Origin of the sequence: Methylobacterium indicum, assembly GCF_017347565.1 — a bacterium.
In the GTDB taxonomy this organism is placed as follows: Bacteria; Pseudomonadota; Alphaproteobacteria; order Rhizobiales; family Beijerinckiaceae; genus Methylobacterium; species Methylobacterium indicum.
In genome coordinates, this window is the sequence record NZ_AP024145.1 from 2860598 (window position 1) to 2879001 (window position 18404).

Below are 18404 nucleotides of genomic sequence, written 5' to 3' on the forward strand. Positions count from 1 at the left end.
ACGAGGCCGAGAGCGCGGATGACGGGGGCGGGACCGAGCATGGGGCGGGCCGGGGCCTATGGCGGGCTGGAGCGGGTTCCGACGGGAATCGCCGGCCTCGACGAGATCCTCGGCGGCGGGCTGTTTCGCGGCGGCGTCTACATCGTCCAGGGCACGCCGGGCTCGGGCAAGACCATCTTCGGCAACCAGGCCTGCTACACGCATGCGGGCGCCTCGCCCGCCAAAGGTGATGCGGGCGCCCCGCCCGCCAAAGGTGATGCGGGCGCTTCGCCGGAGCACCGGGCGCTCTACGTCACGCTGCTCGCCGAGAGCCATGCGCGGATGCTCGGCCACATCGCGCCGCTCGGCTTCTTCCGGCCCGACCTGATCCCCGACCGGATCACCTATCTCAGCGCCTTCCGCACCCTGCAGGACGAGGGGCTCGCCGGTCTCCTGACCCTGCTGCGCCGGGAGACCGCCGACCGCGAGGCGAGCCTCGTCGTCCTCGACGGGCTGGTGGCGGCGGAGGAGACCGCCGCCTCGACCCTCGAGTTCAAGACCTTCATCCACGAATTGCAGACCCAGGCCGCCGCCACCGGCGCCACCGTGCTGCTCCTCACCAGCGCGTCCGCCGGGGCCGACCTGGTGGCCGCCGAGCACACGATGGTGGACGGGCTCATCGCCCTGTCGAGCCGGCTCACCGGGTGGCGGGCCGAGCGCGAGCTCGAGGTGCGCAAGTTCCGCGGCGGCGGCTTCCTACGCGGGCGCCACGCCTTCCGCATCACCGACGACGGGGTGCGGGTCTTTCCCCGCATCGAGGCGCGCCTGCGGCTGCCGAGCCGGCACGACCACGTCGAGGGCCCGGCGCTCACCACCGGGCTGCCCTCCCTCGACGCGATGCTGGGCGGCGGCCTGCCGCACGCCTCCACCACCCTCGTCGGCGGCCCCGCCGGCATCGGCAAGACCACGCTGGGCCTCCAGTTCCTCGGTGCCGATCCGGACGCGCCGGGCCTGCTCTGCGGCTTCTACGAGAGCGAGGCCGCGCTCCTCGCCAAAGCGCGTGCGCTCGGCCTGCCGGTCGCCGGGCTGATCGCGGCGGGCCGGATCGGGGTGATGTGGCAGCCCGCCACCGAGGGGCTGATCGACGAGGTCTGCGACGATCTCCTCAGCCAGATCCGGAACCGGGGGGTCCGGCGCGTGTTCATCGACGGTCTGGACGCGATGAGCCGGATCGCAGGGGATCAGGACCGGATCGTCCGCATCTTCGCCGCTCTCACGGCGGAGCTGAGGGCGCTGGGCGTGACGGCGATGTACACCCGAGAAACCGATCTGCGCGGCACCTTCGTGGAAGCACCCTCCGGCAGCGGCTCCCTGCGGCAGACCTCCAGCGTCGCCGAGAACGTGGTGCTGATGCGCTCCTGCGCCCTGCGCTCCGGCCGCCACCGCCTGATCGCCGTCGCCAAGGTCCGGGACGCCCGAATCGATCCCCGCCTGCGCCTCTTCGACATCCGCCCGGGCGGCCTGGACATCGACGACGGCCCCGAGCGGGCCGAGGCGATCCTGGCCGATCGGGACGCCCCGCGCCACGGCGGGGAGTAGGCCCGTGGCGACGGTGCTCATCGTGGACGATGAATTCGGCATCGCCGAGCTGCTGGACGCGGTCCTCTCCGACGACGGCCACACCGTGGCGACCGCCGCCAACGGCCGCCAGGGGCTCGCCCGCGTCGCCGCGCACCCGCCCGACCTGATCTTCCTCGACTTCATGATGCCGGTGATGGACGGGCCCGCGATGCTGGCCGCCCTCGCGGGCGATCCCGGCACGCGGGCCATCCCGGTCGTGCTGATGAGCTCGATGCCCGAGGAGACCGTGCGCGAGCGCGCCGCCGGCCACGCCGCCTTCCTGCGCAAGCCCTTCCGGCTCAAGCAGGTGCGCGACCTCGTCGCGACGCTGGTCGCGACCCGCGACGGAGATGGTTGACGGAGTCAACCGATTGACCGATCCTGCCGATGGAGCGGAGGCGGGACGATGCGTGACGAGGCCGAAGGCGACGTCGACGAGGGCGCGATCGGGGCGGTGCGGGCCTTCGGCCGGTTCTACACCCGGCAGATCGGCCTCCTGGAGGAGGGGCTCCACCGCAGCGCCTTCTCGCTCACCGAGGCGCGGGTGCTCTACGAGCTCGCCCACCGCGACCGCCTGACCGCCTCGATCCTGGGCCAGGATCTCGGCCTCGATGCCGGCTATCTCAGCCGCCTGCTCAAGCGCTTCGAGGACCAGGGGCTGGTGATCCGCCGGGCCGCCCCGGAGGATGGACGGCGCCAGGTTCTGGCCCTGACCGAGGCCGGGCGGGCGGCCTTCGCACCGCTGGACGCGGCCTCGCGCGCCGAGGTGCGGGCGCTCCTCGCGCGGCTGCCCGCCGCCGACCGGGCGGCGCTCGTCGGCGCGATGGGGCGGGTGCGCCGCCTGCTCGGCGATCCGTCGCCGGACGCGCCGGCGGTCCTGCGCGCCCTGCAGCCCGGCGATATCGGCTGGATCGCCCACCGCCAGGGCCTGCTCTACGCCGCCGAATACGGCTTCGACACGGGCTTCGAGGCCCTGGTGGCAGAGATCCTCGCCGGCTTCGTGCGGGACTTCGACCCGGCCCGGGCCGCGTCCTGGATCGCCGAGCGGGACGGCGCGGTGGCGGGCAGCGTCTTCCTGGTGCCCGCGGGCGGCGCCGAGGGGGTGGGCAAGCTGCGCCTGCTCTACGTCGAGCCCTCGGCCCGGGGCCAGGGCCTCGGCCGGCGCCTGACCGAGGCCTGCATCGCGGGGGCCCGGGACCGCGGCTACCGGCAGCTGACGCTCTGGACCAACGACGTGCTGGGCGCCGCCCGGCGGATCTATCGCGATGCGGGCTTCCGCCTGGTCGAGTCGGCGCCGCACCGCTCGTTCGGGCAGGACCTCGTGGGGGAGACCTGGATGCTGGACCTGTGAGGGCGCGCCCTCATACGAAATCCGATCGATTGCTTCGCAATGCGGATTTCGGCTTCGCTCAAGCGTGTGGAGCCTGCGGCTCCACCGCGCCGGCTGGTGATATTGGATCCGGAAGCAATCTTCCGGATCCCATATCACACCTTCTCCAACGCCATCTCGAGGAAGCCGAGCGCGTCCTCGACGGCGCAGCGGCGGACCTCGGAGCGGCCGAGATCGCCGTAGCGGCGCTCGATGTGCCGGGTCGCCCGGCCGGCCGCGACGAGGCCGAAATGGACGAGGCCGATAGGCTTCGTCGGCGTCGCGCCGCTCGGGCCGGCGATGCCCGTGATGGCGAGCGCCACGTCGGCCCGGGAATGGGCCAGCGCCCCCTCGGCCATCGCCCGCGCCACCGGCTCGCTCACCGCGCCGTGGGCCGAGATCAGGTTGAAGTCGACGCCGAGGATCTCGGCCTTCGCCTCGTTGGAATAGGTGACGAAGCCGCGCTCCACCACCTGCGAGGAGCCCGCCACCTCGGTGAGCAGGGCGGCGACGAGGCCGCCGGTGCAGGATTCCGCGGTGACGAGGCGGGCCTGGCGCTCGCGATAGGCGGCGATCAGCACGCTCGCCCGGGTGATGAGGGCGGCATCGAACATCAGGCGCGCGCCTCCGGCAGGCGGATGGTGGCCGCCGCCTGGGCGGCGAGGCCCTCGGCCCGGCCGACGAAGCCGAGCTTCTCCGTCGTCGTCGCCTTGATCGACACCGCCGAGAGCGGCACGCCTGCGATCTCGGCGATCCGGGTGCGGATCGCCTCGCGATGGGCGCCGATCCGGGGCGCCTCGGCGAGCACCGTGATGTCGAGGTGGTCGATGACGCCGCCGCGCTCGCTCACCCGCCGCACCGCGTCGGCGAGGAACTGGTCGGAGGAGGCGCCGCGCCAGCGGGGATCGCTCGGCGGGAAGTGCACGCCGATATCGCCGTCGGCGAGCGCGCCCAGGATCGCGTCGGTGAGCGCGTGCAGCACCACGTCGCCGTCCGAATGGGCGAGCACGCCGCGATCGGCCGGGATGCGCACGCCGCCGAGCCAGACGTGGTCGCCCTCCGTGAAGGCATGCACGTCGAAGCCGGTGCCGAGGCGGGTCAGAAGGGTCATGGCGGGGTCGCTCTCGGAGGTGGGCGAAAAGGCGCGGTCGGCCTCGACGAGGTCGGCGGCCTGGGTGATCTTGCGGTTGCGCAGGTCTCCGGGGAAGACCGCCACCGGGAGGCCGGCCCATTCGGCGAGCGCCCCGTCGTCGGTGAAGCCGTCGTGCCCCTCCGCCGCAGCGCGCGCATGCGCCTCGGCGAGGAGCGCGAAGCGGAAGGCCTGCGGGGTCTGCACGGCGCGCAAGTCCTCGCGCTTCGGGGTCTCGCGCACCCGCCCGTCCGGCTCGACCACCTTGATCGTGTCGCTCACCGGCACGCCCGGCACCGCGGCGCCGTGCGTCTCGGCCGCCGCGATCGCCCGGTCGATCAGCGCCTCGTCGACGAAGGGGCGGGCGGCGTCGTGCACCAGCACCAGCTCCGGGGCGTCGCCGCCGGCGAGGGCCGCGATCCCGGCCCGGACCGAGGCCTGCCGGGTGGCGCCGCCAGCGACCGGCCGGGCGAGCTTCGCGCGCATCCCGGGCGGCAGGTCGCCCAGGCACTCGTCGTAGAAGGCGGCGGCATCGGCCGCGATCACCACCTGGATCCGCGTGATACCCGGATGGGCGGCGAGCGCCGCCAGGGTCCGGGTCAGGACCGCCTGGCCGCCGACGCGGCGATACTGCTTGGGCGTGTCGCCGCCGACGCGGATGCCGCGCCCCGCGGCGACGACCACCGCGGCGATCTTGGGAAATGTCAAAGAGGTCGCTCCCGGGATTGCCCGCTCCTTAGCGACGGTCCTCCTTCGAGGCAAATGCACTGGGGGAAGGGCGGTGCCGCGCGGGAAGGGGGCAGCTTACGGTCATGCGGACGGACCGGCGCGCGAGGGCCCGCCGGAGCCGGGACGCGGGGTTGCGCGCGGCGCATGCAGGTCAAGGTCGGGGCTTGGCGGGCAGGGCTTGGCGGGCAGGGCTTGGCGGGCAGGGCTTGGCGGCCGCCGCCGGCCGATGACGGCGCCGGGCGCTACCCCGCACTGCAGCAAAGACAGGATCCCGGCGCTTCCATTCCCGCGCTCGTGCCCGCTATCCTGCCGCACACCGTCCCATCGACGCGGCACGCCATCGCGCGGACACCCGCCGGGCCCCGCGAAGGCCCCCCGGGGCGCGAGGAACGGCCATCCGACGCGTAAATCGGGAGCGAATCGGGGAACGGGGGTCGAACGCGCTTGCGTATGACCGGGTTTTGGCTATTTGCTGAGCACAATGACGACTGACCATTATTTGAGCGTCGAGGGGCCGGGGGCGGCTTCGGGGGCGTCGCCGGCAGCGCTGCCACCGGCGGGAGCGGACGGCGCTGCGCTGCACGCGCGGAGCGCGCTGCGGGCGCCGCGTCCGGACGCGCGGGGGCCGCTGCTGGCGCGCGGGGCGCTCTTGGCGCCCCTGTCCGGCGTCACCGACCTGCACATGCGCCGCATCGCCCGTCGGCTGGGTGCCACCGCGACCGTCTCCGAGATGGTGGCGGCGGAGGATTTCGCCCGCGGCACCGAGGAGGCGCGCCTGCGGGCCGAGGGCGAGGGCGTGCTGCCCCACATCGTCCAGCTCGCCGGCTGCGACCCGCGCTGGATGGCGGAGGGCGCGCGGCTGGCCGAGGCGAACGGCGCCGACGTGATCGACGTCAACATGGGCTGCCCGGCCAAGGCCGTGACCGGCGGCCAGGCCGGCTCGGCCCTGATGCGCGACCTCGACCATGCCGAGCGCCTGCTCGCCGCGGTGCGGGAGGCCGTCTCGGTGCCGGTCACCGTCAAGATGCGGCTGGGCTGGGACGACGCCACCCGCAACGCCCCGGACCTCGCCCGCCGGGCCGAACGGCTCGGCTACGCCGCCGTCACGGTGCACGGCCGCACCCGGCAGCAATTCTATACCGGCCGGGCCGACTGGGCGGCGATCCGCCTGGTCCGCGACGCGGTGGCGATCCCGCTCGTCGCCAACGGCGACGTGGCGGGCCTCGACGACGCGCGGGCCTGCCTCCAGGCGTCGGGCGCCGACGCGGTGATGATCGGCCGGGCGGCGGTCGGGCGGCCCTGGCTCGTCGCCGCGGTGGCGGCGGGCCTCGCCGGCGAGAGCCTGGCGGAGCCGGACGCCGCGGCAAAGGCCGAGCTGGCAGCCGAGCATTACGACGGCCTCATCGCCCTCTACGGCGCCCGGATGGGCGTGCGCCACGCCCGCAAGCACCTCGCGGCCTATGCCGACCATGCCGGCGGGCTCACCCCCGACGAGCGGACCCGGCTTCTCACCACCACCGACCCGGCGGAGGCGGCGCGGCTCCTGCGGCGCGCCTTCGAGGCCCCGTCCGAACAGCCCGCCGCGCCGCCCGCCGCACGGCCCGAGCAGCAGGCCGCGTAAGGATGAGCGATGCCCCCCCTGCCGCCCGCACCCGGAAGGCCTCGTCCATGAGCGACCCGACGAGCGAGATGATCATCAACGCCCTGCCGCTGCCCGTCCTGACCATCGGTCCGGACGAGCGGATCCTCCGGGTCAACATGGCGGCGGAGCACTTCTTCGACTATTCGCGCCGGATGATGCAGCGCCAGCGCCTGCGCGACATCATCCCGTTCTCCTCGCCGATCATCGCGCTCGTGAACGAGGTGCGCCGCCGCCGCGCCAGCGTCAGCGAGTACCGGGTGGAACTGGCCTCGCCGCGCACCGGCGTCGAGCGCAGCGTCGACGTGTTCGCGACCCATCTCGACGACGACCTCGTGGTGCTGATGCTCCAGGAGCGCACCATCGCCGACAAGATGAACCGCCAGCTCACCCATCGCGGCGCGGCCCGCTCGATGGTGGCGCTCGGCGCGATGCTCGCCCACGAGATCAAGAACCCGCTCGCCGGCATCCGCGGCGCCGCCCAGCTCCTCGAGCAGTCGGCCGCCGAGGACGACCGCCTTCTGACCCGGCTGATCTGCGACGAATCCGACCGGATCGTGCGCATCGTCGAGCGGATGGAGCTTTTCGGCGACGAACGCCCGGTCGAGCGCGGGCCGGTCAACGTCCACGGCGTGCTCGACCAGGTGAAGCGCTCGGCCCAGTCGGGCTTTGCTCGCCACATCCGCTTCGTCGAGACCTACGACCCCTCGCTGCCGCCGGTGCTCGGCAACCGCGACCAGCTGGTCCAGGTGATCCTGAACCTCGTCAAGAACGCGGCGGAAGCGATCGGCGCCGATGCGGTCGACGGCGAGATCGTCCTCTCCACCGCCTTCCGCACGGGCTTGCGCCTCCAGGTGCCGGGCTCGCGCGAGCGGGTCAGCCTGCCGATCGAGGTGGCGGTGCGCGACAACGGACCGGGCGTCACGGCCGAACTCCTGCCGGACCTGTTCGACCCCTTCGTGACCACCAAGGCGCAAGGGTCGGGCCTCGGCCTCGCGCTGGTCGCCAAGATCGTCGGCGACCACGGCGGCATCGTCGAGTGCGATCCCGCCCCCCGCCGCACCGCCTTCCGCGTCCTCCTGCCGATGTCGCACGCGCGCGACGGGCGCGAATCCTCCGCCGAGACCGAGTGAGCGCCATGCCGAACGGACACATCATCGTGGCGGACGACGACGCCGCCATCCGCACCGTGCTCAACCAGGCCCTGTCCCGCGCCGGCTACGAGGTCCGCTCGACCGGCAACGCCGCCACCCTGTGGCGCTGGGTGGCGCAGGGCGAGGGCGACCTCGTCATCACCGACGTGGTGATGCCCGACGAGAACGCCTTCGACCTCCTGCCGCGCATCAAGCGGGTGCGGCCGGACCTGCCAATCATCGTGATGAGCGCGCAGAACACCTTCATGACGGCGATCCGCGCCTCCGAGCGCGGCGCCTACGAGTACCTGCCCAAGCCCTTCGACCTGAAGGAGCTGACCGCGATCGTCGGCCGCGCCCTGTCGCGCCCGCGCGGCGCCGCGTCCCCGGGAGCCCCCCCGGAGAACGAGGACATCCCGCTCGTCGGCCGCTCGCCGGCGATGCAGGAGATCTACCGCTCGCTCGCCCGGCTCATGCCGACCGACCTCACGGTGATGATCACGGGTGAATCCGGCACCGGCAAGGAACTGGTGGCCCGCGCGCTCCACGATTACGGACGCCGCCGCTCGGGCCCGTTCGTGCCGGTCAACATGGCGGCGATCCCCCGCGACCTCATCGAATCCGAGTTGTTCGGCCACGAGAAGGGGGCGTTCACGGGCGCCACCGCGCGCTCGGCCGGCCGGTTCGAGCAGGCCGAGGGCGGGACGCTCTTCCTCGACGAGATCGGCGACATGCCGATGGAGGCTCAGACCCGGCTGCTGCGGGTGCTCCAGCAGGGCGAATACACCACCGTCGGCGGCCGGGTGCCGATCAAGACCAACGTCCGCATCATCGCGGCGACCAACAAGGACCTCCGGGTCTCGATCCAGCAGGGCATCTTCCGCGAGGATCTGTTCTTCCGCCTCAACGTGGTGCCGCTGCGCCTGCCGGCCCTGCGCGAGCGCTCCGAGGACGTGCCGGACCTCGTGCGCCACTTCTTCGTGCTGGTCGAGCGCGAGGGCCTGACGCGCAAGCAGCTCGACGGCGACGCGATGGAGAAGCTCAAGCGCTACCGCTGGCCCGGCAACGTGCGCGAGCTCGAGAACCTGGTGCGGCGCCTCGCGGCGCTCTACCCCCAGGAGACGATCACCGGCCCGGTGATCGAGGCCGAGCTCGACACCCTGCCGCTCGCCGCCCCCGCGCAAGGCGGGACGGGGCGCAAGGGGAACGGGGAGGCGGAAGGCCTGTCGGCGGCGGTGGAGCGGCACCTCTCGGAGTATTTCTCCAATTACCGCGACACGCTGCCGCCGCCCGGCCTCTACCACCGCGTGTTGCGCGAGATCGAGGGCCCGCTGATCGGCGCGGCACTCGCGGCGACCCGCGGCAACCAGATCCGCGCCGCCGAATTGCTGGGCGTGAACCGCAACACCCTGCGCAAGAAGGTGCGCGACCTCGACCTGCAGGTCTTCCGCACCCCGCGCTGAGGCTGGCGACGGGGACGATCGACGGGAGAAGCGAGGGGAAAACCCCCTCGCTCGTGCGCGACATTCCGACGCAGATCCTGGCTCCCCGTAGGACGAGGGGGGTACCAAAGACCAAGATCCGGGACAATTCGGCAAGGCCGGCCTGCCGACGGCCCGATGAGAGCCTGTCGCACCCGGTATCGGCCGCCCACAGTATAGGCGTATTCTTGGGCACGACCGGCACGAAACCTTGCCGCGCGTCGTATGCCGTGCGTTTACGATGCGGCATGGCGCTCTCTGGACAATAGAACATCGTTCGAACCAAGCATATTCTTCAGTCGATCCGGCCAGCCATCGGCGACCGAAGCGCCGTTAGATCTATCGAATGCGGCACCGGACCGTGATCGCCGTCGCCCACGCGCAAAATCTCCGCGGGATGACACGGTTTCGAGCGATCAGCCGCGGTCGCGACGGTCGGCCCAGCGGCGCGTGGATTGGGCCTCTGCGCGGAGTTTGCCCGGCCCGCGAACTATTGTTTTGTAGTTTTTACCGATTGTTAACTGGCACCGGCGGAGCGGCGCCGGTATGCCGAGCCCCCTGGATGGCGCTCGCCTCGGACCGCTGACGATGCGTCGTCCTTATGGACAAGCCCTTGATAAAAATCGTTTTTTCATCGTCGATCGATCGGCGGGCCGGTGCCCCGGCGGGGTCGGACGGCAGCCCGCCGCGACGGCGACCACCCTGGTGTCCGCTGCTCCGGGAAAATACCTCCAAAGCAGAACCTTCTCTTATGTTGACCGGGACAGCTTGCAGTTGACGCAGACCGGCGTAACATCCATCACCTCGGACCGGGGGCCGCATTTCTCGAGGACCACAATGAGTTCAGATGACCACGTCGAAACGCCCCAGATGATCGGCCTGGTGTCCGATATTGTGTCGGCTTACGTGTCGAACAACAGCGTGCCGGTGGGCGAGCTGTCGAGCCTGATCCGCAGCGTCCACGAGGCGGTCGCCCGTCTCGGCACGGCCGCCCCGGCGGAGCCCGAGCGGCTGACCCCGCCGGTGCCGATCAAGAAGACCGTCTCGCCCGACTACCTGATCAGCCTGGAGGATGGGCGCCGGTACCGGACGCTGAAGCGCCATCTCGCCGGCCGCGGGCTCACCCCCGAGCAGTACCGCCAGAAGTGGGGCCTGCCGCCGGACTACCCGATGGTCGCCGCCAACTACGCCGCCCAGCGCTCCGAGCTCGCCAAGAGCATCGGGCTCGGCCAGAAGCCGGTGGTCCGCCGCCCGCGCTCGAACCAGGCGGCCTGACGCGCCGCGGGCCCCGACCCGGCACTCTGGATCCGGCCAGGCCCGACCCCGCGCCGACCCATCGCCGCCGGCGGCACCGATTGCCGCCGCGGCGGCATCCGTATTAATTTCGCCACACTGTAGTGGCCTTGCACCACGGATGCTGTTCACACGACGCCCCCGGGCTCCGGCGCCCGCTTCCGGCCCGGCCGGTCATCCCGACAGGCCGCTCCCGCCCGGGTCGGTTCCGGACGCCGCGCCGCGGGGTCCGGGCTGGTTCGGGGCGCTGGCGGTCATCGTCGCCCTGGCGCTGGCGCTCGTCACCTTCCTGATCCTGGTCGGCGCCACCGCGATCGCGCCGACCCATACGGTGGTGGTGGCGCTACTCCTCAGCAACGTCGCCCTGGTGCTGTTGCTCGTCGTGGTCATCGCCTGGGAGGCGCGGGTCTTCCTGCGGGCGCGGCGCACCAACGCGGCGGCCGCCCGGCTCCACACCCGCATCGTCGGCCTGTTCAGCCTGATCGCGACCCTGCCGACGGTGCTTCTCGCCGTGGTGGCGTCGATCACCCTCGAGCGCGGCCTGTCGCCCTGGTTCTCGGACCGGATGCGCAACGTCGTGCTGATGTCGGTCGACGTCGCCGACGCCTACCTGACCAACCAGTGCCAGAGCCTCGCCCGCGAGGCGCGCATCCTGTCCGACGACCTCACCCGGGCCCGGCCCGCCTTCGACGTCGAGCGGGCCTGGTTCGAGAGCTTCCTCACCGCGCGCGCCGCCTCGCTCGGCCTGCCGATCGCCCGGATCATGCGCTCGCCGACCGAGACCGTGGCGCGGGCCAACATCGACATCCTCAAGGATCCGCCGCTGCCCTCGGCCAGCGACTTCGAGGAGGCGGCGAAATCCCCCGACGCCACCTGCCTGCTGCCCCGGGAGGGGCGGGTCTTCGGCACGCTGATGAAGCTGCCGGCCTACGACGACGCCTTCCTGCTGGTCGAGCGCGAGGTGACGCGGCTCGCGGTCGAGTTCCCGGGCGTGTCGCGGGCCGCCGCGACCGAGTTCCTGACCATCGATGCCGGGCGGCGCAGCGTGCAGATCGCCTTCGCGACGATGTTCGCGCTCATCGCGCTGATCGCGCTCCTGTCGGCGGTGTGGTTCGGGCTCAACTTCGCCAACCGCTTCGTCGCGCCGATCCGCCGGCTGATCAACGCCGCCGACCAGGTCGCGTCGGGCAACTACTACGCTCAAGTTCCGTTCCGGAAGACGGAGGGCGACCTCCAGCACCTGGGCGAGAGCTTCAACAAGATGACCCAGGAGCTCAGCCGCCAGCGCACCACCCTGATCGAGCAGAGCGAGCAAATCGACAGCCGCCGCCGCTTCACCGAGGCGGTGCTGGCCGGGGTGCCGGCCGGGGTCATCGGCGTCGACGGGCGCGGCGTCATCACCATCGCCAACCCGTCGGTCGAGCGGATGCTCGGGCGCTCCGTCGCCGACCTCGTCGGCGAGCCGCTGGCGGTGGCGATGCCCGAGCTCGGCGGCCTGCCGGGGGATGCCCGCGCCCGCCCGACCCAGCAGCAGATCCAGATCGCCCGCAACGGCCGCGAGCGCACCATCGACGTGCGCACCACGAGCGAGCAGTCGCAGGACGGCGACCGGGGCTACGTCGTCACGCTGGACGACATCACCGACCTCGTGACCGCGCAGCGCACCTCGGCCTGGGCCGACGTCGCCCGCCGCATCGCCCACGAGATCAAGAACCCGCTGACCCCGATCCAGCTCTCGGCCGAGCGCATCCGGCGCAAGTACGGGAAGGTCATCACCGTCGACAAGGACATCTTCGAGCAGTGCGTCGCCACGATCGTGCGCCAGGTCGACGACATCAAGCGGATGGTGGACGAGTTCTCGTCCTTCGCGCGGATGCCCAAGCCCGCCATCGCCCGCAACGACCTGACCGAGATCGTCAAGCAGAACCTGTTCATGATGCGGGTGGCCCATCCCGACGTGGCCTTCACGCTGGAGGAGGGGGTGAACCGCGTCAGCGCCGCCTTCGACACGCGGCTCCTGTCGCAGGCGATCACCAACATCCTCAAGAACGCCGTCGAGGCGGTGCAGGCGGTGCCGGAAGAGACCCGGGGCGAGAGCCTGGTCGCGGTGCGGCTCTACGAGGAGGGCGAGGCCGCCGTCATCGAGATCACCGATACCGGCAAGGGATTCCCGGCCGAAGGGCGCCAGCGGCTCCTCGAACCCTATATGACCACCCGCGAGGGGGGCACGGGCCTCGGATTGGCGATCGTGAGCAAGGTCTTGGAAGAGCACGGCGGCGGCATCGAGCTGAACGACAACCCGCGCGGGCGCGGCGGCCAGGTGCGGATGCGGGTCCTGCGGGAGATGCGCCGCGACGAGCCGGCGGAGGCCGGCCGGGCCCGGCCGGTCAAGACCCCGGAGACACCCACCTCCCCGGCGACCTCTCCGGAGCCCGCCGCGTGACGCCCCGGCCCGCCGCCGGAAGCGCCGGACCTCACGAACGCCCAATCCGACAGCCCAATTCGATACAGCACCGGGTGCGGGGCCTCAGGCCCGCCGCCCGCGTCGCGGGGGAGGCCTTGAAGCCATGAGCGCCGACATTCTGATCGTCGATGACGAGGCCGACATCCGCGAGCTCGTCGCCGGCATCCTCGACGACGAGGGCCACCGCACCCGCACCGCCGGCTCCTCCGACGAGGCGCTGGCGGCGATCGAGGCGCGCCGCCCGCACCTCGTCTTCCTCGACATCTGGCTCCAGGGCTCGCGCCTCGACGGGCTCCAGGTGCTCGACGTGATCAAGGCCCAGGCCCCGGACCTGCCGGTGGTGATGATCTCGGGCCACGGCAACATCGAGACCGCGGTCTCGGCGATCAAGGCGGGCGCCTACGACTTCATCGAGAAGCCGTTCAAGGCCGACCGGCTGATCCTGGTCGCCGAGCGGGCGCTCGAGGCCTCGCGCCTCAAGCGCGAGGTCCGCGACCTCAAGGCGCGGTCGGGCCAGGCGAGCCGCATCGTCGGCGCCTCGGTGGCGGCCAACCAGCTGCGCCAGACCGTCGAGCGCGTGGCGCCCACCAACGCCCGGGTGATGATCGCGGGCGCGCCGGGCTCCGGCAAGGAGCTCTCGGCCCGCACCATCCACGCCGCCTCGTCGCGGGCGAACGGCCCCTTCGTGGTGATCAACGCCGCCACGATCACGCCCGAGACGATGGAGGCCGAGCTGTTCGGCGTCGAGGCCGCCGACGGCAAGCCGCGCCGGGTCGGCGCGCTCGAGGAGGCCCATGGCGGCAGCCTCTACATCGACGAGGTCGCGGACATGCCCCGCGAGACCCAGAACCGCATCCTGCGGGTCCTCGTCGACCAGAACTTCCAGCGCGTCGGCGGCACCACGCGGGTCCATGTCGACGTGCGGATCATCTCGTCCTCGTCCCGCGACCTCGCGGAGGAGATCGCCGGCGGGCGCTTCCGCGAGGATCTCTTTCACCGTCTCAGCGTCGTGCCGATCCGGGTGCCCTCGCTCGCCGAGCGGCGCGAGGACGTGCCCGAACTGATCGCGTTCTTCATGGAGCAGATCTCGGCCGCCACCGGGCTGCCGCAACGGCGCATCGCCGCCGACGCCATGGCGGTGCTGCAGTCGCACGACTGGCCCGGCAACGTCCGCCAGCTGCGCAACAACGTCGAGCGGCTGATGATCCTGACGCAGGGCGATCCCGAGACCGAGGTCACGACCGAGATGCTGCCGAGCGAGGTCGGCGCGCTCGTGCCCACCACCCCGAGCGGGGCGGGCGGCGAGAAGCTGATGAGCCTGGCTTTGCGCGAGGCGCGCGAGATCTTCGAGCGCGAATACCTGGTGGCGCAGATCGCCCGGTTCTCCGGCAACATCTCCCGCACCGCCGAGTTCATCGGCATGGAGCGCTCGGCCCTGCACCGGAAGCTCAAGTCGCTCGGCATCGGCGCCTGACGGCGCCTGACGGCGCCGCGGTCGCGCCGGCCCGCTTGCGACGGTGCCCCGCCCGGGGCTTTCTGCTAGGCGGGCCTGTGGCCGGGACGCGACGGAGCGCGGGCAAAGGACGGTTGCGGCGGGTGCGACGGTCCGGGGAGCTTTCCCTGCGGCCAGTCTGCACTTGCGCCCGGACGAGCTTCACCGTGTAATGGGGCGGCCGGTTCCCGGGGCGGCGCGTCGCGCCTCCCGCAGCACAACAACACGGACCGACCCGTCAACAGGGACTGGCAGCGGGTTCAAAGGACAAGAAGAATGGCGGGCGAACGCGCTCAGAATCTGCAGGACACCTTCCTCAACCACGTTCGCAAGAACAAGATTCCGCTGACGATCTTCCTGGTCAACGGCGTGAAGCTGCAAGGTGTCGTGACCTGGTTCGACAACTTCTGCGTGCTGCTGCGGCGCGACGGACACTCGCAGCTGGTCTACAAGCACGCGATCTCGACCATCATGCCGGGCCATCCGGTGCAGCTGTTCGAGCAGGGCGAGGAGGGGGCCGAGAAGGCCTGATCCGCCGCACGCTCGCAGCCTGCACCCCGCGCGGCCGGGCCTCGCCGGCCCGCCGCGCGCATCCGTGCCGCCCTCGGCACGTCGACTTCATCCAGGCCGCCTCGTGCGGCCTGTTTTTCGTCGTCCGCACGCCCTCCGGCGCTTGATTCCGGCCCCGCTCCATCCAACCTCTATCCGATGGACTCCCGGCCTGTTTTCGGGAGCAGCCGGAGACACGATGGAACCGCGGACACCGGGCGAGATCCGCCTGCAACGCCAGGCCGAGCCGGAAGCCGCGATCGCGGCCGAGACCCGCACGCTGGTGATCGGCCCCTACCAGACCCGGCGCGACCATGGCGGCGAGCCCCGGGCCCCGCTCGCCCGCCTCGACGAGGCGGTGGGCCTGGCCGCCGCGATCGAGCTCGACGTCGCCGACCGGCTCCTCGTCACCGTCCAGCAGATCCGGCCCTCGACCTTCCTGGGCAAGGGCCGCGTCGAGGAGATCGCCGGGCGGATCGAGGCCGACGGCATCCGCCTCGTGGTGATGGATTGCGCGCTCTCGCCGGTGCAGCAGCGCAACCTGGAGAAGGCCTGGGGCGTCAAGGTCATCGACCGGACCGGCCTGATCCTGGAGATCTTCGGGCGGCGCGCCTCGACCCGCGAGGGCACGCTGCAGGTCGAGCACGCGCATCTGGCCTACCAGCGCAGCCGGCTGGTGCGGTCCTGGACCCACCTCGAGCGCCAGCGCGGCGGCTTCGGCTTCCTCGGCGGCCCGGGCGAGACCCAGATCGAGGCCGACCGGCGGATGATCCAGGAGCGGATGACCCGGATCGAGCGCGATCTCGAGACCGTCACCCGCACCCGCGGCCTGCACCGCCGCTCCCGGCGCCGGGTGCCGTACCCGATCGTCGCGCTCGTCGGCTACACCAATGCCGGCAAGTCGACCCTGTTCAACCGCCTGACCCGGGCCGAGGTGCTGGCCGAGGACATGCTGTTCGCCACCCTCGACCCGACGGCCCGCGCCATCAAGCTGCCGCACGGCGAGACCGCGATCCTGTCCGACACCGTCGGCTTCATCTCCGACCTGCCCACCATGCTGATCGCCGCCTTCCGGGCGACGCTGGAGGACGTGATCGAGGCCGACATCCTGCTCCACGTCCGCGACATCGCCCACGAGGACGCGGAGGCGCAAGGAGCCGACGTCGCCCAGGTGCTGACCGAGCTCGGCATCGAGCCGAACACCGACCGGGTGATCGAGGTCTGGAACAAGGCCGACCTCCTCGACGAGGCGGAGCGCGAGCGCCTGATGAACCTGAGCCGGCCGAATGGGAAAGAGGGGCCGAAGCCCGTGCTGCTCTCGGCGCTGACCGGCGAGGGTATCGACCGCCTGATGGCCCGGATCGAGGCCCGGATCGCCGCGACCCGCACGAGCTTCGCGGTGATCCTGGACCCGGCGCAAGGAGCGGAACTGCACTGGCTCTACGAGAATGCCGAGGTGCTCGACCGCCGCGAGGATGCCGAGGGCGCGATGCATCTCGTGGTCCGGGTCGCGCCGGAGAAGGAGCCGCGGTTCCTCAACCGGTTCGGGGCGGCGCGGCGGTTGAAGGGGAGCGGGTAGGGCCTCCCGGGGCGGTCGCGACGGGTCGCCCTCTCACGTGCCGACGACGTTCGAGTGTCGGACGGCAAACGAAATTCATGTTTCGTGAACGTGACGCGCGTAAGCTCGCAATCGGACGGTGGCAATGTCCATCGCTGCCGATTCGGAAAAACGAGCATCACGCATGACCATCCTCGGCCGATGGCCGCTCCTAATCGTCATGGCGGGTCTGTGCGCGAGTGCCGGCGCCTGCAGCTTCCTCACGAGGATGGAGGGCACCTCCGCGAGCGGCCGGATGCTCTCGGGCTATCTCGATGGCCATTCTATCGACTTCAAGGCGAGAGACGGCCTCGAATGTCGTGGTTCGTACCAGCACTGGTCCTCCAGCGGCGAAGGCACCGTGCGCTGCTCCGACGGCAGGACCGGGACCTTCTCGATGGTATCGACCTCAAACCTTCTCGGCCCGGGTCACAGCAAAGGACGCGGCGAAGGGATGATCGGCGATGAAAGGTTCGCATTCACCTACTGACCCGATATCCGTTGCGCGGCGCGGTGGGGGAGAATCGCGGTTCCGTGATCTCGACAGCGTCCTGGTGACCATCCCCGTCACGACCGACGACGGCGACGCGATCCCCGCCGGTACCGAGGGCACGATCGTCGGCATCTGGCGCGACGGCGCCGCCTACGAGGTCGAATTCGCGCAGCCGCCGGGCGCCCTGGCCACGGTGGGGGCGGACGATCTCGCTCCCGTTTCGCCCTGAGGCGCGCGGGCCCATGCCGATCCACCGCCTCGCCATTTCCGGCTACCGCTCCTTGCGCGACATCGTGCTCGGCCTCGACCGGCTGACCGTGGTGACGGGGGCCAATGGCAGCGGCAAGTCGAGTCTCTACCGTGCGTTGCGGCTCCTCGCCGAAGTGGCGCAGGGGCGGGCGATCCCGTCGCTCGCCCGGGAAGGGGGCTTTGCCTCGGCGCTCTGGGCCGGGCCGGAGACCTTCGGGCGCCGGGTCCTCGACGGCTCGCAACGGGTCGAGGGCACGGTGCGGCGCCGCCCCGTCGAGCTGAAGCTCGGCTTCTCGGACGACGAGGTCGGCTACGCCATCGCCCTCGGCCTGCCGCCGCCGTCCTTTGCCGGCACGTTCTTCTCCCACGATCCCGAGATCAAGGCCGAGAGCGTCTGGACCGGGCCGATCGTCGGGCGGGCCAACGTCTTCGCCGAGCGCCGCGGGCCCCTGGTGCGGCTGCGCGACGGCACCGGCACCTGGACCGAGGCCTTGCACGATCTGCCCGCCTTCGACAGCCTGATGACCCACGGCGCCGATCCCCGCGACGCCCTCGACGTGCTGATGTTGCGCGAGCGGATGCGGGCCTGGCGCTTCTACGACCATTTCCGCACCGACCGCGACGCGCCGGCCCGCCGGCCGCAGATCGGAACCCGCACGCCGGTGCTCGCCGGCGACGGGGCCGACGTCGCGGCGGCGATCCGGACCATCTTGGAGATCGGCGACCGGGACGCCCTCGGCGCGACCATCGCCGAGGCCTTTCCGGGGGCGGCGCTGTCGGTGGCGAGCGGCGAGGACCACTTCACCCTCGAATTCCGCCAGCACGGCCTGCTGCGCCCGTTGCGCGGCGCGGAACTCTCCGACGGGACGCTGCGCTACATCCTGCTCGCCGCCGCACTCCTGTCGCCGCGCCCGCCCGCGCTGATGGTGCTCAACGAGCCCGAGACCAGCCTGCACGCCGACCTCCTGGCGCCGCTGGCCGCGCTGATCGCCCGGGCCGCGCGGGACACGCAGATCCTGGTGGTGTCGCACGCCGCCGCCCTGGTGGCGGCCCTGGAGCAGGAGGGCGCCGCGCGGATCACCCTGGAGAAGCGCCTCGGCGAGACCCTCGCGCCCGACCACGACCCGCCGTCCTGGACCTGGCCCAAACGATAGTCCCGGCCCAAGCGGTAGGCCCGGTCCATGGCGC

The 18404-nt window shown here is 71.8% G+C and carries 16 protein-coding genes; 14 read left to right on the forward strand and 2 right to left on the reverse strand.

Annotation, left to right across the window (positions count from 1 at the left end; all coding sequences use genetic code 11):
* Window positions 1-18 precede the first annotated feature (18 nt).
* From miv_RS13435 to miv_RS13445, 3 genes are read left to right on the forward strand one after another with little or no spacing between them, the layout of a single operon-like run.
* A complete protein-coding gene (locus miv_RS13435; RefSeq protein ID WP_207183129.1) occupies window positions 19-1578 on the forward strand; it encodes an RAD55 family ATPase in 1560 nt (519 codons plus the stop codon).
* 4 nt (window positions 1579-1582) lie between these two features.
* Complete coding sequence (locus miv_RS13440; RefSeq protein ID WP_048429564.1) at window positions 1583-1957, forward strand: response regulator; 375 nt, start codon at window positions 1583-1585, stop codon at window positions 1955-1957.
* A 48-nt stretch (window positions 1958-2005) separates the two neighbouring features.
* The gene (locus tag miv_RS13445; protein WP_207183130.1) at window positions 2006-2950 is read left to right on the forward strand and encodes a bifunctional helix-turn-helix transcriptional regulator/GNAT family N-acetyltransferase; all 945 of its coding nucleotides are present in this window, start codon (window positions 2006-2008) and stop codon (window positions 2948-2950) included.
* Between the two features lie 134 nt (window positions 2951-3084).
* Here miv_RS13445 and miv_RS13450 read toward each other — a convergent pair whose 3' ends face one another.
* Together miv_RS13450 and miv_RS13455 are read right to left on the reverse strand one after the other, a co-directional pair.
* Window positions 3085-3585, reverse strand: a complete 501-nt coding sequence (locus miv_RS13450) for a CinA family protein (RefSeq protein WP_048429610.1) — start codon at window positions 3583-3585, stop codon at window positions 3085-3087.
* Window positions 3582-4790, reverse strand: a complete 1209-nt coding sequence (locus miv_RS13455) for a bifunctional 2-C-methyl-D-erythritol 4-phosphate cytidylyltransferase/2-C-methyl-D-erythritol 2,4-cyclodiphosphate synthase (RefSeq protein ID WP_207183488.1) — start codon at window positions 4788-4790, stop codon at window positions 3582-3584. The genes miv_RS13450 and miv_RS13455 overlap by 4 nt, the downstream gene beginning before the upstream one ends.
* Before the next feature lie 517 nt (window positions 4791-5307).
* Here miv_RS13455 and dusB point away from each other — a divergent pair.
* The 11 genes from dusB to miv_RS13510 all read left to right on the forward strand — a co-directional run bounded on the left by dusB (window position 5308) and on the right by miv_RS13510 (window position 18370).
* Complete coding sequence (gene dusB / locus miv_RS13460; RefSeq protein WP_207183131.1) at window positions 5308-6447, forward strand: tRNA dihydrouridine synthase DusB; 1140 nt, start codon at window positions 5308-5310, stop codon at window positions 6445-6447.
* 47 nt (window positions 6448-6494) lie between these two features.
* On the forward strand, window positions 6495-7598 hold the full coding sequence (locus tag miv_RS13465) for a two-component system sensor histidine kinase NtrB (protein WP_207183132.1): 1104 nt from the start codon (window positions 6495-6497) through the stop codon (window positions 7596-7598).
* A 5-nt stretch (window positions 7599-7603) separates the two neighbouring features.
* Window positions 7604-9061, forward strand: coding sequence for a nitrogen regulation protein NR(I) (gene ntrC, locus miv_RS13470; RefSeq protein ID WP_058617532.1), 1458 nt, complete (start codon window positions 7604-7606; stop codon window positions 9059-9061).
* 855 nt (window positions 9062-9916) lie between these two features.
* Complete coding sequence (locus miv_RS13475; RefSeq protein ID WP_048429568.1) at window positions 9917-10354, forward strand: Ros/MucR family transcriptional regulator; 438 nt, start codon at window positions 9917-9919, stop codon at window positions 10352-10354.
* A gap of 139 nt (window positions 10355-10493) precedes the next feature.
* Window positions 10494-12815 carry a sensor histidine kinase NtrY-like gene (locus miv_RS13480; protein ID WP_048429569.1) on the forward strand — a complete coding sequence of 774 codons (2322 nt, stop codon included), beginning with the start codon at window positions 10494-10496 and terminating at the stop codon, window positions 12813-12815.
* A gap of 124 nt (window positions 12816-12939) precedes the next feature.
* Entirely contained in the window at window positions 12940-14310 is a 1371-nt protein-coding gene (gene ntrX, locus miv_RS13485; protein ID WP_207183133.1) for a nitrogen assimilation response regulator NtrX, read from the forward strand.
* A 294-nt stretch (window positions 14311-14604) separates the two neighbouring features.
* The gene (gene hfq / locus miv_RS13490) at window positions 14605-14859 is read left to right on the forward strand and encodes an RNA chaperone Hfq (protein ID WP_048429571.1); all 255 of its coding nucleotides are present in this window, start codon (window positions 14605-14607) and stop codon (window positions 14857-14859) included.
* A gap of 217 nt (window positions 14860-15076) precedes the next feature.
* Window positions 15077-16456, forward strand: a complete 1380-nt coding sequence (gene hflX, locus miv_RS13495) for a GTPase HflX (RefSeq protein WP_207183134.1) — start codon at window positions 15077-15079, stop codon at window positions 16454-16456.
* Window positions 16457-16619: 163 nt separating this feature from the next.
* Window positions 16620-16964 (forward strand): hypothetical protein, encoded by a 345-nt coding sequence (locus tag miv_RS13500; RefSeq protein WP_207183135.1) that lies wholly within the window; start codon window positions 16620-16622, stop codon window positions 16962-16964.
* A gap of 64 nt (window positions 16965-17028) precedes the next feature.
* The gene (locus miv_RS13505; protein ID WP_244748991.1) at window positions 17029-17196 is read left to right on the forward strand and encodes a DUF4926 domain-containing protein; all 168 of its coding nucleotides are present in this window, start codon (window positions 17029-17031) and stop codon (window positions 17194-17196) included.
* A gap of 13 nt (window positions 17197-17209) precedes the next feature.
* On the forward strand, window positions 17210-18370 hold the full coding sequence (locus tag miv_RS13510; RefSeq protein WP_207183136.1) for an AAA family ATPase: 1161 nt from the start codon (window positions 17210-17212) through the stop codon (window positions 18368-18370).
* Window positions 18371-18404: the final 34 nt, after the last annotated feature.

Coding starts and splice junctions, on each gene's coding strand:
- miv_RS13435 (WP_207183129.1), top strand. CDS start 19: ATGACGGGGGCGGGACCGAGCATGGGGCGGGCCGGGGCCTATGGCGGG.
- miv_RS13445 (WP_207183130.1), top strand. CDS start 2,006: ATGCGTGACGAGGCCGAAGGCGACGTCGACGAGGGCGCGATCGGGGCG.
- dusB (WP_207183131.1), top strand. CDS start 5,308: ATGACGACTGACCATTATTTGAGCGTCGAGGGGCCGGGGGCGGCTTCG.
- miv_RS13465 (WP_207183132.1), top strand. CDS start 6,495: ATGAGCGACCCGACGAGCGAGATGATCATCAACGCCCTGCCGCTGCCC.
- ntrC (WP_058617532.1), top strand. CDS start 7,604: ATGCCGAACGGACACATCATCGTGGCGGACGACGACGCCGCCATCCGC.
- miv_RS13475 (WP_048429568.1), top strand. CDS start 9,917: ATGAGTTCAGATGACCACGTCGAAACGCCCCAGATGATCGGCCTGGTG.
- miv_RS13480 (WP_048429569.1), top strand. CDS start 10,494: ATGCTGTTCACACGACGCCCCCGGGCTCCGGCGCCCGCTTCCGGCCCG.
- ntrX (WP_207183133.1), top strand. CDS start 12,940: ATGAGCGCCGACATTCTGATCGTCGATGACGAGGCCGACATCCGCGAG.
- hfq (WP_048429571.1), top strand. CDS start 14,605: ATGGCGGGCGAACGCGCTCAGAATCTGCAGGACACCTTCCTCAACCAC.
- hflX (WP_207183134.1), top strand. CDS start 15,077: ATGGAACCGCGGACACCGGGCGAGATCCGCCTGCAACGCCAGGCCGAG.
- miv_RS13500 (WP_207183135.1), top strand. CDS start 16,620: ATGACCATCCTCGGCCGATGGCCGCTCCTAATCGTCATGGCGGGTCTG.
- miv_RS13510 (WP_207183136.1), top strand. CDS start 17,210: ATGCCGATCCACCGCCTCGCCATTTCCGGCTACCGCTCCTTGCGCGAC.